Here is a 14816-nt window from a genome sequence, read left to right on the forward strand (position 1 = left end):
TGAACCGCAAAGATGCTCGTTTCTACCCACTTCTACTGGCGCCTATATGCCGGAAATACCCGGCTCCTTTATGCCGGAAGGTGACAGTTGCCGAAGAACTGCATTTTGCGCGGGCGGCGGAGCGTCTACATATTGAACAATCGCCTCTTTCGAGGGCGATCAAAGAGTTGGAAGAAGATCTTGGCGTTCAGCTCTTTGTGCGTACCACGCGCAGCACTCGCCTGACTCGTGCAGGCACGCTATTCCTGGAGCATGTGCCGCGCGTGTTCACTGCGTTGCAGCAGGCACGCGACAGTGTGAAGGCTGCCGCCAATGGCTTTCATGGTCAATTGCGTGTTGCGCTGTCGGACGGCATCCCGCCGTCGCGCTTCTCGACTTTCCTGGCGTTGTGCCGCGAAGAGGAGCCGGAGATCGAGATACGCCTGTCCGAAGTTCCATTGGCACAGCAGATCAAAGGACTGCACGAAGACTTGTACGACGTAGGGTTCGCACGATCGGATGAAGTCGGCGACGGCATCATTGCCGAAGCCGTCTGGACTGATCCCCTGGTGGTGGTGGTTCCTGCTCGTCATCCTCTGCTGACATACAAGCGCATCCCTCTGGAGGAACTGCTGCGCTATCCATTGGTGCTTGGTGATCCGCAGATGTGCGAAGGTTATGTGCGTCAGATAGAGCGCGTGTTGCGGAAGGCCGATCAAGAGCCATTGATCGCCGAACGAGTGGTTTCTACCGATCTGATGATGGCGCTGGTAGCCGCAGGCTTCGCTTTGGGCTTGGCTGGCGCCTCGCAAATCGCCAACAGCCGCGAGGCCGGCGTGGTGGCTCGACCTCTAGCTGGCCGAATGCCGGTGCTGACCACATATCTGCTGCGCTTGGACAACGAGCCAACGTAAGCGTTGCCTCACCACCGTCTGTTCATAGGTTCGCATAGTCGGCAATCTGATTCCCACCAGATCAAGTGGGAATCAGAACGATGGAATCGAAGGCAGTGGGCCGGCGACTCGGGTCCAAGAACTACCCGAAGGAATTCCGGGCGATGGTCGTAGCGCAATCAAACGATCCGGCCCGCTCGATCGCGGATGTGGCGCAGGAGCACGGTTTGAACGCCAACATGGTCGCGCGCTGGCGTCGCGCTCATGAGCGTGCCAAATCGACTACGAATGCTCAGCCTGCCGAGACGTTCATTCCTGTCCGTGTGCCCGTGCCGGCGCAACTGTCTTCGAGCCTCGTTGTCGAGTGTGGCGCCGTGCGGGTGCGCTTCGACGGTCCGCTCGATCTGAGCATACTGCGCACGGTACTGGCCACGCTGCGGTCGCCGTCGTGATTGGCCTGCCATCGGGAACGCGCGTGTGGTTGGCTGCCGGCGTGACCGATATGCGAGCCGGCTTCAACAGTCTCGCCGCGAAGGTGCAGACGGTCCTCGAGCGCGATCCCTTCTGCGGCCACGTGTTCGTGTTTCGCGGCAAGCGTGGCGATTTGCTCAAGCTGTTGTGGTGGAGCGGTGACGGCATGTGCTTGTTAATGAAGCGACTCGAGAAGGGTCGCTTTATATGGCCGCAGGCCGACGGCGGCGTGATTTGCTTGACTCCGGCACAACTGTCGATGCTGCTCGAAGGCATCGATTGGCGGCAGCCCACGCGAACGGCACGACCGACCTCGGCGTTGTAAACGTCGTCGCGGGCGCGTAAACTGCGCCCATGACGCGCGCGATCCCACTTCCCGACGACGTTGAAACGCTCCAGGCCATGCTGCTTGAGCAGGCAGCGACGCTTCAAGAGCGTGACGCGCAGGTCGCCATACTGCAAGAGAGAGTGGAGTCGCAAGAAGCGGCGCTGGCTTCGCGCGCCGCCGAGGTCGAACATTTGAAGCTGCTCATTACCAAGCTTCGCCGGATGCAGTTCGGCCGCAAATCGGAGAAGCTGGACCGTCAGATTGAGCAGCTCGAGCTTCGTCTCGAGGATCTGCAGGCCGACGAAGGTGCGGCGCCCATCGAGATCTCGAAGACGCAGCGCACCGCGCCGGAAGTACCACAACGCAAACCGTTGCCGGAACATCTGCCACGCGACACGCGCACGTATCTGTCGGAATCAGGCGAGCGTTGCGCGCAATCCGGTGCTGCGATGAAGCAACTGGGCGAAGACGTTTCTGAGCAACTCGAGTATGTACCGGCGAGCTTCAGAGTGATCCGGCACGTACGTCCGAAGTTCGCATGCTCATGTTGCGATCACATCGCACAGGCGAGCGCGCCGAGCCGCCCGATCGAACGTGGCTTGGCCGGCCCGGGATTGCTCGCGCACGTACTCGTTTCCAAGTTTGCCGACCATGTGCCGCTTTACCGGCAATCGGCCATCTATGCGCGCGAAGGCGTTGAACTGGAGCGTTCGACGCTGGCCAAGTGGGTCGGCCATACCGCGGCTCTGCTGCAACCGTTGGTCGAAGCGATTCGGCGCCACGTCATGGCAGCATTCAAGTTGCATGCTGACGACACGCCGGTGCCGGTGCTCGCGCCGGGTAACGGCACAACCAAGACCGGACGACTATGGGTGTACGTACGCGACGATCGACCGTCAGGAGACGCGACGCCCGCGGCCGTATGGTTCACCTACACGCCTGACCGCAAGGGCATTCATCCGCAACAACATCTCGCATCGTTTGCCGGCACGCTGCAGGCCGATGCTTACGGCGGCTATCAAGCCATTTACGAAACCGGACGCGTAGTCGAAGCAGCCTGTTGGGCTCACGCGAGACGACAGATTTACGAGCTGCACGCCTCCCGGCCGAACGCCTTCAATACGGAAGCGCTCGAGCGAATCGGCGCACTCTATAAAATCGAAGAGGCCATCCGCGGCAAGCCTCCCGATGAACGCCGAGCCTATCGCCAGACGCAAGCCAAGCCGTTACTCGATCAGCTTCATGCTTGGCTGAGCGACGTGCTCGATACGCTCTCGCGCAAATCCGATACAAGCCGCGCGATTCTCTACGCGCTCAACCGTTGGGCGGCATTGACGCGCTATTGTGATGACGGACGACTTGAGATCGATAACCTGCCGGTCGAGCGCGCCCTGCGCGGGGTTGCGATCGGACGCCGGAATTACCTCTTTGCAGGCGCCGATTCCGGGGGCGAACGCGCCGCCGCGATTTACGGCTTGATAGGCTCGGCCAAACTGAACGGTATCGATCCCGAGGCTTACCTGCATCACGTGCTTGCACGCATCGCAGAGCACCCGATCAACCGTATCGATGAACTGCTGCCGTGGAACGTAAAGGCCGGCGCATAGGCAGGCGATAATACCGCTTGCCCTTTGCTTCCCGCCGATCTCATGGCTAAGTCCTTCCGACTGTACACCCTTCACGCACAGATTCGCGACATCAACCCACCGATCTGGCGCCCCCTTCAGATCGAAGGATTCGCCTCAATGCGCAGACTGCATCACACGCTGCAGGCTGCGTTCGGCTGGACCGATTCTCACCTGCACGAGTTCGAGGTCGACGACAAAACCTACGCAATGTTCGATCTCGATGATGTCCTTGAATCGATGGACCCGGACAATACGTTCGATGATCGCAAAGCCAAGCTGGAGAAAGCCGTCTATCCCGGTGCCAAGTTCGTCTACAAGTACGACTTCGGCGATGGCTGGGAGCACGACATCGTCGTGGAGAAAGTCCAGTTCATCGAAGGCGAGCCCAGGGGCTGCGCGCATATCGTCGACGGAGCGCGTGCTTGCCCTCCGGAAGACGTCGGCGGTCCGTTCGGTTACAAGCAGTTCCTCGATACGCTCGCCGACGATCCGGACAGCGAAGAGGCCAACGATTACCGTCGCTGGGTCGGAAACGACTTCAATGCCGAACTATTCGATCGTCGTGCAGTGAACGCTGCGCTGTTGCGCATGGCTTGGAATCGCTGGGGCGGAAAGTAAGCTGCCGTCAATACGGTCTCGGAGCAACGCTTACGAGCCAACCGAGGCACTGGCTCGCTTTGTCGAAAGGATAAACGCCATCGAGTTGCCTTCTGCGAAGATGCCTGCCGTACTGCCTGACCTCGATGCTTCTGAGGAAAGCGAACCATGAACAAGATCATGCTGCTTGCCCTTGTCGTGGTACTGAACGGCTGCAGCAAGGCGCCGCCAACCGAGACCGTGGAAGCACTTGCCGCCAACCCGGAACGGTTGAAGGAGCTGCGCGAGCAGTGCAAGACGGATCGCGCCAAGCTGGGCGATGAACTCTGCAATCGCGTGGCCGAGGCGACAAATCGGCGTTTCTTAGGGGATGGCAAGACGCCGTACACACCACCGAAGGAACAACCGAAGTTCTGACCGTTGTAGATTCGCGCGAAACTTCGATTTCCTAACTCAATACGCCGCAATGCGCCATCGCTTGCGGTGTTTTTCGTTCGTTCGCCCCTGCGCGAAATCTTGCTTTTTCCTCGACATTTCTCCCGATAACGGTCTTTGACCGGCCCTCGACCTGACTCCGATCCTCGCGTGTACGGCACGCCCTTGTGCCACGGATCGCACAGGAAAAATCGGAGGCCGAGATGCAAGGTCAAGGCGTGCTGTTTGGACACGTTGCCGTTGTTTTCGGCATTGTGATCGCCGGTGTATGGGCCGCGACGCAATGGACGGCCGCCGCCTTGGGCTACCAGCTACGCCTTGGCTCGCAGTGGTTCGACTGGTTCGGAACGCCGGTCTATCACCCGTGGCAACTGTTCCCTTGGTGGTTCGCTTACGACGCCTATGCGCCGCGCATCTTCAACATCGGTGGTGCGATAGCAGGTGGCAGCGGACTCGTTGCCGTGGCGGTTGCCATCGTCCTATCGGTGTGGCGCTCGCGGCAATCGAAGCTGGTCACGACCTATGGCTCGGCACGGTGGGCCGTAGCCGCTGACATTCGCAAGGCTGGCCTTGACAGGCCGGCCGGCGTGTTCCTCGGACTGCACCGCGGCCAATACCTGCGGCACGAAGGCCCGGAACACGTCCTGACTTTTGCGCCGACGCGCTCCGGCAAGGGTGTCGGCCTGGTGGTGCCGACGCTGCTGAGCTGGCCGGCGTCCGCCGTTATCCACGACATCAAAGGCGAGAACTGGCAGATCACCGCCGGCTGGCGCTCACGCTTCTCGCACTGCCTGCTGTTCAACCCGACCGATGCGAAGTCGGCAGCGTACAACCCGCTGCTGGAGGTGCGGCGCGGCGTGCATGAAGTGCGCGACGTGCAGAACATCGCAGACATTCTGGTCGATCCAGAAGGCGCGCTCGAACGCCGCAACCATTGGGAGAAGACTTCGCACGCGCTGCTGGTCGGCGCCATCCTGCATGTGCTGTACGCGGGCGAGGACAAGACGCTGCGCGGCGTCGCCAACTTCCTGTCTGATCCCGCGGGCCCGTTCGAGCTGACGCTACACCGGATGATGACGACGCGGCACCTGGGCGACGTGCCGCATCCCGTCGTCGCGTCCGCGGCGCGCGAGGTGTTGAACAAGTCGGACAACGAGCGGTCGGGCGTGCTGTCCACGGCCATGTCGTTCCTCGGCCTGTACCGCGATCCCACGGTGGCCGAAGTCACGTCGCGTTGCGACTGGCGCATCGCCGACCTGATCGCGTCCGAGCATCCCGTCTCGCTGTACCTCGTCGTGCCGCCATCGGACATCAGCCGCACCAAGCCGCTGGTGCGCCTGATCAACGCACGCGAGCCGGTACGGATGGTACGCAGGTAAAGAAAGCCTATCGCTCGTTTGACCTTGGTGGGAATTGACCTGGGATCAGCGTCGTCATCATCATCGCTTCGGCCATAGATCGTCTTGGCGAAAAACTGGTCTTCTTCGATGTCGTATTGGGCGACGGTAATCAGGCGAAGGCAGAGTTCGACGTTGGGATCGTCGGCGTTGCCAATCTCGCCTTCGCCGAGAACCCGCTTGTCGGCCTTGTGCCAAAACTCTAGGTTGGCGGCGCAGAGCTTCTTGATGTCGTCGGTGAGATCGACGAGGACGACTTCGATGCGAATTGGAACGGGCGTTTCGCCGTCTTCGTTCAGATAGCCGGCATTGCGGAAATCGAATTCCTCAACGGCGGGTGTTCGATTCAGGCGATCCGGCCCAAGCACGAGATCGAGTGCTTCGCAGATCGTGCTCTTGCCGACGTTGTTGCCGCCGATCAAGAGCGTATGTCCTGAGAAGTGAAGTTCCGCTTTCTTGATGCCGCGGAAGTTCTCTATCTGCAATCTTGAAACACGCATGGCTCCCCCAAGCAATCCTTGTTGATCTCGTTGTCGCTACACGGCAGTCTTGTTTACCTTGGTTTCAAGGTCGGCACATGCTTTCAACAGCTCGTCGAAGGATACGGCATTGCCTACCATCACTTCGTCCGCCAGCATGGCGGCGTAGTCTTTGGCAAGTGCCGTCTTGGCTTCGCCTTCGGGGACGATTTTCAGATGCCCCGTGGTTGCAGGCAGGTAGTCGATCACTTGGCCGTCGGCGTCTTTCTCGATGAAGAAGTAGGACTTGTGGCGGGCGACGGCGGTTGCCACCGCGCGATCGGCCATGACGGCGATGAAGTGCGTGCTTCGGGCGATCGCAGCCAGGTCATGCCAATGTCGCGCATAGCGTTCGCTGCGGATGCGGCCTTGCGCGCAGAACACGTGCGCAGCGGTGGCCTTCTCCCAAAAGGTGCGCGCGACGCTCATGACCAGCGGCGAGGCAGTGGGGAACGACACGTCAGGCAAGTGTTCGGCGATGTCGCAAGTCACCTGGAAGACCTGATGCGGCTCGCCGGTGGCGCGCGCCCCGAACTCCAGTGTGACGATGGGCGCCACGTAACCAGTTCCTTGCGTCAGGGCAGGATAGTGAAGAAGCAGTTTGTCGTTCTCCTGCCCGCCGAGTTCGAGCCGAGCATCCAGACGCTCGCGCGTCAAGGCTGCTTGCAGCACCGGCTGCACGTTTTGCGTGATCCAGTCGGGCAGCCGATGCCGCACGGCTTGCGTCCATTTGCTGGCCTGGCTGCGGCTGGCCGGCAGGTCGCCACCTGCGCCGATCAGGTCCGGGATCAGCTTGCGGATGTCGTAGGTCAGGTCGATGTCTTCGGAGAAGCGGTCGATGACCTTGTAAACCTTGGACAGCGACGTGCCGCCCTTGAAGGTCAGATCGGCCGCGAGCGGCGACTCGAACAGGGTGCGCAGCGTCCATACCACCCACACGTCCTTTTCGAGCAGGTGGGCGGGGCGGCCAGTTTCGGCACGCCCGTATTCCAGCGCCTCACGTTGATCTTCCTTGCTCAGGTCGAAGAAATATTCAGCCACGCGCGGCTTCCTCGCCGATGGCTTGCGCCATCCAGCCGGGCAGCGTCGCACGTGCTGCAGCCAGTGCCTGCCATTCGGCGCGGGGCAGGGTGCGGCGTAGCGACGCCAGCGAGGGGCCGGCATGCGTCGGGCCGATCCAGGCCAGCGCGCGCACGGCTGCGCCGGCCGGCCGCGCGCCCAGCGCCAGCATCCAGCGCGGCGCGTGCTTTACCAGCACTTCGGAACGGCCGAGCTTGAGCTTGCGGGTGCGGCCGGATGTCAGATAGACCTCGCGGATGGGTACTTGCTGCGTCAGGCCCAAGGCATTGGCCGCGCTGGCACCGTGCGGCACGACGATTTCGCCGCTTTGCTCGGCCAGTGCCTGGACGACCTTCTCGGGTGCGGGAGCGCGCGAGCCGAACCGGCTGGAAACCGGGGCAGAGTAGGCGCCCCGCGCCACGCGCAGCAGCTTGCCGGCCTGGGCCAGTCGGGAGAACGCCTGATCCACCGCCGACCGGCTTCCCAGGTGCAGAAACTCCTTGGGCGACAGCACGCCCCCCTCGGGAAGCGAGCGAGCTTGTTGCAAGATGGTTTCGGGTAGTGTGTTCATGGGGCACCTCTCGGACAGAGAAATGATACACCAGTTTCTGACATCTTGGCAGCAGCATTTCCTGCCTGTATGCCCGCGTATTCGGCGGGGCGGTCGAGGAAAAACAGGGAAGGGCAGCAGGTGTGCTTCCTGCCGCTGTGCTGGGCGAGGCGTTGAGGGGGCGTCCCGAGTGTTCTTGGGAAAGTTGTCGCTGTCGTAGTCTGGCTACGACTGGATAAACAATTCCAAATCAAAGGCGCCTTGTGGCAGACCGATCACAGCAACGGCCATGATTCGCTGCGCAGTAAAAATGGCTATCCGACCGAACAACCCGTGAGGCTGCCCATCGTGGGCATGTCGGAGTGCATCGACTTCGGGAGCTGAAGTGCGGTCGCCAGTCCGGTATGATGGAAGCTGATTGATGATGAGCCGATGCCGCGCAAACCCGCGTCAGCAAAGGACGTGTTTTTCTGACGGTAAAAGCGACGGTAAAGGCCCATGTCGATCAAAGCCAATCCCTTTAATCACGCGGACTTGCGTGACTCGTTGATGATCGAGTGGGAGTGAATTTACGCCTCTTGATGTCTATCGCCAGCTATCAAAAATCGCTGTGATGGCGACGAATAAGAAAACTTCTACCCGCGCAACCAAGGCAGCGTTGCGGAAAGCTGGCGCGGCTCTGGCTGCCCCGTCGAAGGACTACCCGGCCTTGCTGGCCGAAGTGAAGGAGCGCATCCAGTCCGCGCAATACGCGGCGCTGCGCGCGGTTAACAGGGAGTTGGTCGGTCTGTATTGGGACATTGGGCGGCTGATCGTCGAGCGGCAGCAGACCGAAGGCTGGGGCAAGGCGGTGGTGGCGCAGCTTGCCGCAGACCTTCAGGCAGACTATCCGGGTACGGGCGGTTTCTCGGCCTCGAACCTGTGGCGCATGAAGGGTTTCTTCGAAACGTACAACGACACGACAAAACTCGCACCATTGGTGCGAGAAATTGGCTGGAGCCACAACCTGCTGATTCTGGAGCGGTGCAAAGACAACTTGGAGCGAGAGTTCTACCTGCGTATGACGCGCAAGTTCGGCTGGTCGAAGAACGTGCTCGCGCACCAGATCGATAACCAGAGCTACGAGAAGTCGCTGCTCGGTCAGACCAATTTCGATCAAACGCTGACAGGGTCTCTACGCGTGCAAGCCAAGCTGGCCGTGAAGGACGAGTACGCCTTCGACTTCCTCGAACTGGGTGAACAACACAGCGAGCGCGAGCTGGAGCGCGCGCTGATCGCCCGCATCGAGGATTTTCTGCGCGCGATGGGCGGTAAGTATGCTTTCATGGGTAGCCAATATCGACTGGAGGTAGATGGCGAAGAGTTTTTCATTGATCTCTTGTTGTTCCACCGGCGGCTGCGTGCGCTGGTGGCAATCGAATTGAAGATCGGAAAGTTCGTGCCAGAGTTCGTCGGCAAGATGCAGTTCTACCTTGCTGCGCTGGACGCGCAGGTGCGGCAGGAGGACGAGAACCCGTCCATCGGCATCATCCTCTGCAAGGAGAGAACTCGCACGATCGTCGAATACGCGCTACGCGACGCGCGCAAGCCCATCGGCGTGGCGACCTATGAAATCACCAAGACACTACCGAAGAAGCTGAAAGACCAGTTGCCGTCGCCCGAAGTTATTGCCCGGTTGCTGGAGGGCATATAAGGATGGGGCTGCGGCGCGCTTTCCAAGCGTGTAATTGCACGTGCGGAAAGCCCTAGCGTGCAAACAGCGCGCGCATATCGTCGAAGGCCTGCATGAGATGGTCGTTTGGCGTTCCCGATCCATCTTCATGCCATGCCGTAACGGCGTGGCCGATGGCTGTCATCCCCATTTGTGCCGCCAAACTGGCTTGCCGATCGGCAACCCCGCGTTCAACGAGTGCTGCCACCAAAGCCAGTGTCATTGCACGGACTTTCGCGAGATGGCGCTCTTGTAACGCAGGACTGCTGGCAACGATCCTTCGTAGCGGCTCGAAGGACGCTTGATTTTCGATAAACACCGGTTCGGCTGTCATGAGCGCGCGAAGCAAGGTGTCCCACGGCCCCAACTCGCGTGGCGCGTCCTTGATCGCGTTCGTCAGTAGCTCGATGAGCTGAGCCTCATTACCGAACAGTACTTCGCGTTTATCTGGAAAGTGCCGGAAAAACGTCCGCTCCGTCACCTCGGCTATTCGCAAGCAGCAGCTTGCCGATGGCTGTGGAAACGGCATATCGCAGTCTCGATCAACTTCGCGTGACGGCCGGGAAAACGCTTCTCGTTCATGGCGCGGGCACGACAGTTGGATTTGCCGCCGTGCAGATCGCGCTGCTGCGTGGCGCACGGGTATTTGCAACGGCAGGTCATACGTACGCAGAGCAGTTGCTCGCATTGGGCGCGAAAGTGACCGCCTATGGCGACGGCATCGCCGACCGCGTGCTGACGCTGGCCGGCGGCCCCGTGGAGCTGGCCCTCGATACGGCGCCGGTGAACGTGGCGGATACGGTGGCTGGTGCATTGCCCGAGCTGATCCGGGCTGTCGGTGGTGATCCGCGCCGAGTGCTGACCATCGTCGACTTCGCTGGTGCCGCCAAGCTCGGCGTGCGAACCAGTTTCGACAATAACGAAGGCGCGTCGATTGACGAGAATGGCAGACCGACACTCGATGCACAGGCAGCAGCCAAACTTGCAAGCGAACTGCGCCATGCCGTGCTCGGCGAATTTGCACAGCTCGCCGGCGAAGGGCGGTTCAGTATCCCGATTGCACGTACATTTCCGCTCGAAGACTGGCGTACCGCCCTGGGCATTAGCCAAAGCGGCTACGCGCGCGGCAAGTTAATTCTCATCCCTGACTCATCGCGCCTGCCGCAGCAGACATAGAAGCAACCTTCAGGCGAGCGATGCGGCCCGCTCGGCAGTGCCGCCCTTGCGATACAGCGCGAGGGTCGCGCAAAGCCCGCATGCGGCGGCGAAACTCAGCCAGTAGCCGGGCGCGGCCTTGTCGCCGGTGATCTCGATAAGGTACGTCGAGACGGCGGGCGTGAAGCCCCCGAAAACCGCGGTGGCGAGACTGAACGCGAGCGAGAATCCAGCCACGCGGACCTCGGCGGGCATGACCTCGGTGAGCGCCGCGACCATCGCGCCGTTGTACATGCCGAAGAAAAACGAGAGCCACAGCAGCACGATGAGCATACGGCCGAAGCTCGGCGCCGATGACAGCCAGGAGAGCGCCGGATAGGAAGTGCAGATGGCTAACACGGTGATGGCAATGAGAATCGGCTTGCGCCCGATGCGGTCCGAGATTGCGCCTCCGATCGGTAGCCAAACGAAGTTCGAGAGACCCACGCAAAGCGTGACGATCAGGCTATGCGCAGTGGTGAGCTTCAGCACCGTTTTGCCGAAGGTCGGCGTGTAGACCGTGATGAGGTAGAACGTGGTCGTGGTCATGGCGACGAGCAGCATGCCCGCGAGCACCGTTCGCCAGTTTTGCAGCATCGTGGCGAACACTTGGCGTGCACTCGGATGGTGGGTACGCGCCTTGAATTCATCCGTTTCCTGCAGCGTGCGTCGCAGTAAAAAAATAACCGGCACGATCGCACAACCGATAAAGAATGGAATCCGCCATCCCCATGCGCCGATTTCGCTGGCCGTCAATAGGTCATTGAGCAAATAGCCAAGGGCGGCTGCGACCACGATGGCGACCTGCTGGCTTGCGGACTGCCAGCTCGTATAGAAGCCCTTGTGTCCGGGCGTCGCCATTTCAGCCAAATAGACGGAGACGCCGCCAAGCTCGGCGCCCGCGGAAAAGCCTTGCAGCAAGCGCCCGAGCAGGACGAGGGCAGGCCCCAAAAGTCCGATCGTTGCGTATCCGGGTACGCAGGCGATTAGGATCGTGCCGCTCGCCATGATCGAAAGCGTGACGATCAACCCTTTGCGGCGACCCACTTCATCGATGTATGCGCCAAGCACGGTCGCCCCCAGCGGACGCATTAGGAAACCCGCGCCGAACACCGCGAAGGTCAGCATCAATGAGGCGAACTCACTCGTGGATGGAAAGAAGATGCGAGAGATGTAGGTCGCATAGAAGCCGAACAGAAAGAAGTCGAACTGCTCCAGAAAGTTGCCACTGGTTACGCGCAGGACCGCGCCAACCTTCGAGGTGCGACCGTGCGCGCCATCCTCGGCATTGAGCGATGAGGGATGCATGAGTTGTCTCCATGGATGTTATATAAGTGTCCCGGCGATCGGAGGTGTCGTTACGACAGACGTCAGTCCGCTCAATCCGAGCCGAGTTGCAGGCGGCCCGTCTGCCGCTTTTCGATCGATGACTTTAGGAGCGCAGCGCAGCGATAGATCCCGTGAGCGAATTTGCCGTAAGGCAGCGTGGCGAAGAGCGCCATCACGACACCGAGGTGCAAAGCGAGGAGCCAGGCCATCGCAGTGGTGTCGCGCCATGCAAGGAGCGCAAGGCCCGAAGCGCTAGTCAAGAGCAGCAGCGCGATGAATCCGCGGTCCATCGGGCGCTGTTTCGGATCGCCCCGGCCCGGATCGCGACGCAGGTTGAGCCAGAGCAGGCCGGCCGGCCCAACGAGCAAACTCACTCCACCGATCGTGCCAAGTAGCACGGGTAGGCTCAGAACCGGGTAAGGCGCATGTAGGTTGAGGGCATAGTGGTAGAACGTGGCCGCCACAGTTGCCGCGAAGCACAGCATGAAGCCATAGAAGGTCAAATGATGGAAACGCCGCCGAGCGAGCGTGAAGGCATCATTCGACTCGTTGCAGCCGTCGCCGTGTCCTCCGTCCAGATACTTCAGGGTGAGCGCGTGCTTCGCGGCCTCGGCCATGGCCGGCGCGCTAGCTGTTCCCGCCGACACGTCACGCCAGAATCGCGCCACGCCGACACCGAGCGAGAGCATCGCGAACGCGAAGACCGCGCCGAACATCGCCGCGAGCAGGTTATGCGGGAAGATCGCGTAGAAATTGCCGCCTAGAGCGTCTCCGAACAGAGAACCCCTCAAGCCGATGCCAAGCATCAGAAAGAGGGCGAGTCCGATGGCGAGCGCAAGCGCGACGGTCAATCCATTGCGCTTGTAGAGCGCGCCCATCGGCGCGGGCCACGCATACTCGGTATAGGTTTCGACGCGGACTTTCGCCATCGCCTTTGGCACGTTCACGGCGAACTCATGTGGCGGCGCGTACTGGCAGGCGTGATAGCACGCACCGCAATTGTGGCAAAGGTTGGCGAGGTAGTGGACGTCCGCCTTGGCGAACTCGAGGCGCCGAGTCATCGCGGGAAAGACTGCGCAGAATCCTTCACAGTAACGGCAAGCATTGCAGATTTGCATCTGCCGCGACACCTCCGCTTCATTCTGCGTGAGAGGGAGCACGCGGATGATCGACGTCGTGGGCTCGCTCGGGGCGGTGTGGCGGGCGGCGCTGGAAGGCGAGGCGAGTTCCCGCGCCTCGCGGGTCAGTGCTTCAAGCTTCTGCACATTGAACTCCATGATGAGCGGCGGCTATTGCGGCCTGTGTGCCGGCAATGCGTCCGAATGCCGTGCCGATCGACATGCCGACGCCGGCCGTATAACCTTTGCCGAGTACGTTGCCGGCCATCATTTCTCCCGCTACAAAAAGGTTTTCGCTTGGGCGTCCGCCAAAATGGACTTGGGCGCGGTCATTCACCTTGAGTCCCAGATAGGTGAAGGTGATGCCCGGCCGCAATGCATAGCCGAAGAAGGGGGGGGTATCGATAGGCCGTGCCCAGTGGGTTTTCGCCGGCGTGAGGCCTTCGGTGTAGCAGTCGTCGAGCGCCGTGTGATCGAACGTGCCGGCGCGGCACGCGGCGTTGTACCCGCGGATCGTCTCGACGAACGCTGCTTCGGGCAATTTCAGGTGACGCGCCAGCTCGTGCAGCGAGTCGGCCTTCGTGCCCGGAAAGACCGGTGGCATGAAACGGCCGACGGCCTTCGCGTCGATGATCGAGTAGCCGATCTGGCCCGGCTGTTGTGCGACGAGTCGTCCCCAGATCGCATAGCGCTTCGGCCAGAAGTCCTCGCCTTCGTCGTAGAATCGATGCGCCTCGCGATTGACGACCACGCCGAGCGACACGCAGTCGATACGCGTGCAGATGCCGCCGTCGTAGAGCGGCGCGCGGGCGTCGATGGCGACACAGTGCGACTGCGACGGATCGCCAATCGCATCCGCGCCCGAGTCGATCATATGTTTGAGCAGCACACCTTGATTGAAGCGCGTGCCGCGAATGAGGAAATTGTCGGCGGGCCATTCGCCGCGCTCGTTTCGTCCCCACGCTTCCCGCAGCCATTCCCGGTTCGATTCGAATCCGCCGGCCGCGAGCACGCAGGCGCGCGCCTCGAAGCGTTGCTCGCCGCTGTGCGCCGCGACGAAGCGGTCCGCATCGAGTTCGATCGCGTCGACAGGCGTGTCGTAGCGGATCTGCACGCCGAGCGCCTCTGCGCTCCGGTAGTAGGCGTTCACGAGCGCCTTGCCGCCCCCCATGAAGAACGCGTTGGTTCGCGCGACATGCAGCGCTCCGGAAAGCGGTGGCTGAAAGCGCACGCCGTGCTTGCGCATCCACGGGCGGCATGTCGATGATGCCCGGATCACGAGGCGCGCGAGTGCCTCATTCGTGATGCCGCCGGTCACCTTGAGCAAGTCTTGCCAATATTCCTCTTCCGGATAAACGTCGACGAGCACGTCTTGCGGCGCGTCGTGCATGCAGCGCAGATTGCGGGTGTGCTGGGAATTTCCGCCACGCCATTCGCGCGGCGCCGACTCGAGAAGCAGGACGGAGGCGCCGGCTTCGCGCGCCATCAATGCAGCGCACAGCGCCGCGTTGCCTCCGCCGATCACAAGAACGTCGACCATCTGAGTTGTCTCCTTTGAGACAACTATAAGAACCACCGGCAGCCTCCGCCATCACGAGGGCGGCAAGGG

At 61.3% G+C, this 14816-nt stretch carries 14 protein-coding genes and 2 pseudogenes; 9 read left to right on the plus strand and 7 right to left on the minus strand.

Annotation, left to right across the window (positions count from 1 at the left end; genetic code table 11):
* The first annotated feature begins 80 nt into the window (after positions 1-80).
* The 7 genes and pseudogenes from DXT59_RS24545 to traG all read left to right on the plus strand — a co-directional run.
* Positions 81-893, plus strand: coding sequence for a LysR substrate-binding domain-containing protein (locus tag DXT59_RS24545; RefSeq protein ID WP_116140709.1), 813 nt, complete (start codon positions 81-83; stop codon positions 891-893).
* Positions 894-973: 80 nt separating this feature from the next.
* On the plus strand, positions 974-1324 hold the full coding sequence (gene tnpA, locus DXT59_RS24550) for an IS66-like element accessory protein TnpA (RefSeq protein ID WP_116140128.1): 351 nt from the start codon (positions 974-976) through the stop codon (positions 1322-1324).
* Between the two features lie 23 nt (positions 1325-1347).
* Positions 1348-1668, plus strand: a complete 321-nt coding sequence (gene tnpB, locus DXT59_RS24555) for an IS66 family insertion sequence element accessory protein TnpB (protein WP_420823429.1) — start codon at positions 1348-1350, stop codon at positions 1666-1668.
* Between the two features lie 29 nt (positions 1669-1697).
* Positions 1698-3278 (plus strand): IS66 family transposase, encoded by a 1581-nt coding sequence (gene tnpC, locus DXT59_RS24560; protein WP_116140133.1) that lies wholly within the window; start codon positions 1698-1700, stop codon positions 3276-3278.
* Between the two features lie 42 nt (positions 3279-3320).
* Positions 3321-3917 (plus strand): IS1096 element passenger TnpR family protein, encoded by a 597-nt coding sequence (locus DXT59_RS24565; RefSeq protein ID WP_116140135.1) that lies wholly within the window; start codon positions 3321-3323, stop codon positions 3915-3917.
* 147 nt (positions 3918-4064) lie between these two features.
* Positions 4065-4313 carry an EexN family lipoprotein gene (locus DXT59_RS24575; protein WP_116140137.1) on the plus strand — a complete coding sequence of 83 codons (249 nt, stop codon included), beginning with the start codon at positions 4065-4067 and terminating at the stop codon, positions 4311-4313.
* Positions 4314-4534: 221 nt separating this feature from the next.
* Positions 4535-5674: pseudogene (traG, locus tag DXT59_RS24580) on the plus strand (IncP-type conjugal transfer protein TraG); the annotation flags it as partial.
* A 365-nt stretch (positions 5675-6039) separates the two neighbouring features.
* Here the strand turns inward: traG and DXT59_RS31285 are convergent.
* The 3 genes and pseudogenes from DXT59_RS31285 to DXT59_RS24595 form a co-directional block, all read right to left on the minus strand.
* Positions 6040-6228, minus strand: a pseudogene (locus DXT59_RS31285) (AAA family ATPase); the annotation flags it as partial.
* A gap of 36 nt (positions 6229-6264) precedes the next feature.
* A complete protein-coding gene (locus DXT59_RS24590) occupies positions 6265-7287 on the minus strand; it encodes a nucleotidyl transferase AbiEii/AbiGii toxin family protein (RefSeq protein WP_116140139.1) in 1023 nt (340 codons plus the stop codon).
* Positions 7280-7876, minus strand: a complete 597-nt coding sequence (locus tag DXT59_RS24595; RefSeq protein ID WP_116140141.1) for a DUF6088 family protein — start codon at positions 7874-7876, stop codon at positions 7280-7282. Before DXT59_RS24595 ends, DXT59_RS24590 begins: the two co-directional genes overlap by 8 nt.
* A gap of 592 nt (positions 7877-8468) precedes the next feature.
* On the opposite strand from DXT59_RS24595, the gene DXT59_RS24600 reads away from it, so the two are divergent.
* Positions 8469-9548 carry a PDDEXK nuclease domain-containing protein gene (locus tag DXT59_RS24600; protein WP_116140144.1) on the plus strand — a complete coding sequence of 360 codons (1080 nt, stop codon included), beginning with the start codon at positions 8469-8471 and terminating at the stop codon, positions 9546-9548.
* A 52-nt stretch (positions 9549-9600) separates the two neighbouring features.
* Here DXT59_RS24600 and DXT59_RS24605 read toward each other — a convergent pair whose 3' ends face one another.
* Positions 9601-10095, minus strand: a complete 495-nt coding sequence (locus tag DXT59_RS24605; RefSeq protein WP_116140146.1) for a TetR/AcrR family transcriptional regulator — start codon at positions 10093-10095, stop codon at positions 9601-9603.
* On the opposite strand from DXT59_RS24605, the gene DXT59_RS24610 reads away from it, so the two are divergent.
* Complete coding sequence (locus DXT59_RS24610) at positions 10077-10742, plus strand: zinc-binding dehydrogenase (RefSeq protein ID WP_116140148.1); 666 nt, start codon at positions 10077-10079, stop codon at positions 10740-10742. The two genes, DXT59_RS24605 and DXT59_RS24610, sit on opposite strands and share 19 nt — an antisense overlap.
* A gap of 9 nt (positions 10743-10751) precedes the next feature.
* Here DXT59_RS24610 and tcuC read toward each other — a convergent pair whose 3' ends face one another.
* From tcuC to tcuA, 3 genes are all read right to left on the minus strand, one after another.
* Positions 10752-12068 (minus strand): MFS transporter, encoded by a 1317-nt coding sequence (gene tcuC / locus DXT59_RS24615; protein ID WP_116140150.1) that lies wholly within the window; start codon positions 12066-12068, stop codon positions 10752-10754.
* A gap of 71 nt (positions 12069-12139) precedes the next feature.
* Positions 12140-13354, minus strand: coding sequence for a tricarballylate utilization 4Fe-4S protein TcuB (tcuB, locus tag DXT59_RS24620; protein WP_240324661.1), 1215 nt, complete (start codon positions 13352-13354; stop codon positions 12140-12142).
* Positions 13341-14747, minus strand: a complete 1407-nt coding sequence (gene tcuA, locus DXT59_RS24625) for an FAD-dependent tricarballylate dehydrogenase TcuA (protein WP_116140154.1) — start codon at positions 14745-14747, stop codon at positions 13341-13343. Before tcuA ends, tcuB begins: the two co-directional genes overlap by 14 nt.
* Positions 14748-14816 lie beyond the last annotated feature (69 nt).

The organism is Trinickia diaoshuihuensis, assembly GCF_003390925.1.
Taxonomy (GTDB): domain Bacteria; phylum Pseudomonadota; class Gammaproteobacteria; order Burkholderiales; family Burkholderiaceae; genus Trinickia; species Trinickia diaoshuihuensis.

Excerpts from the sequence above, each read along its gene's own strand:
- tnpA (WP_116140128.1), top strand. The coding sequence starts at position 974 with ATGGAATCGAAGGCAGTGGGCCGGCGACTCGGGTCCAAGAACTACCCG.
- tnpC (WP_116140133.1), top strand. The coding sequence starts at position 1,698 with ATGACGCGCGCGATCCCACTTCCCGACGACGTTGAAACGCTCCAGGCC.
- DXT59_RS24565 (WP_116140135.1), top strand. The coding sequence starts at position 3,321 with ATGGCTAAGTCCTTCCGACTGTACACCCTTCACGCACAGATTCGCGAC.
- DXT59_RS24575 (WP_116140137.1), top strand. The coding sequence starts at position 4,065 with ATGAACAAGATCATGCTGCTTGCCCTTGTCGTGGTACTGAACGGCTGC.
- DXT59_RS24595 (WP_116140141.1), bottom strand. The coding sequence starts at position 7,876 with ATGAACACACTACCCGAAACCATCTTGCAACAAGCTCGCTCGCTTCCC.
- DXT59_RS24600 (WP_116140144.1), top strand. The coding sequence starts at position 8,469 with ATGGCGACGAATAAGAAAACTTCTACCCGCGCAACCAAGGCAGCGTTG.
- DXT59_RS24610 (WP_116140148.1), top strand. The coding sequence starts at position 10,077 with ATGGCTGTGGAAACGGCATATCGCAGTCTCGATCAACTTCGCGTGACG.
- DXT59_RS24605 (WP_116140146.1), bottom strand. The coding sequence starts at position 10,095 with ATGCCGTTTCCACAGCCATCGGCAAGCTGCTGCTTGCGAATAGCCGAG.
- tcuC (WP_116140150.1), bottom strand. The coding sequence starts at position 12,068 with ATGCATCCCTCATCGCTCAATGCCGAGGATGGCGCGCACGGTCGCACC.
- tcuA (WP_116140154.1), bottom strand. The coding sequence starts at position 14,747 with ATGGTCGACGTTCTTGTGATCGGCGGAGGCAACGCGGCGCTGTGCGCT.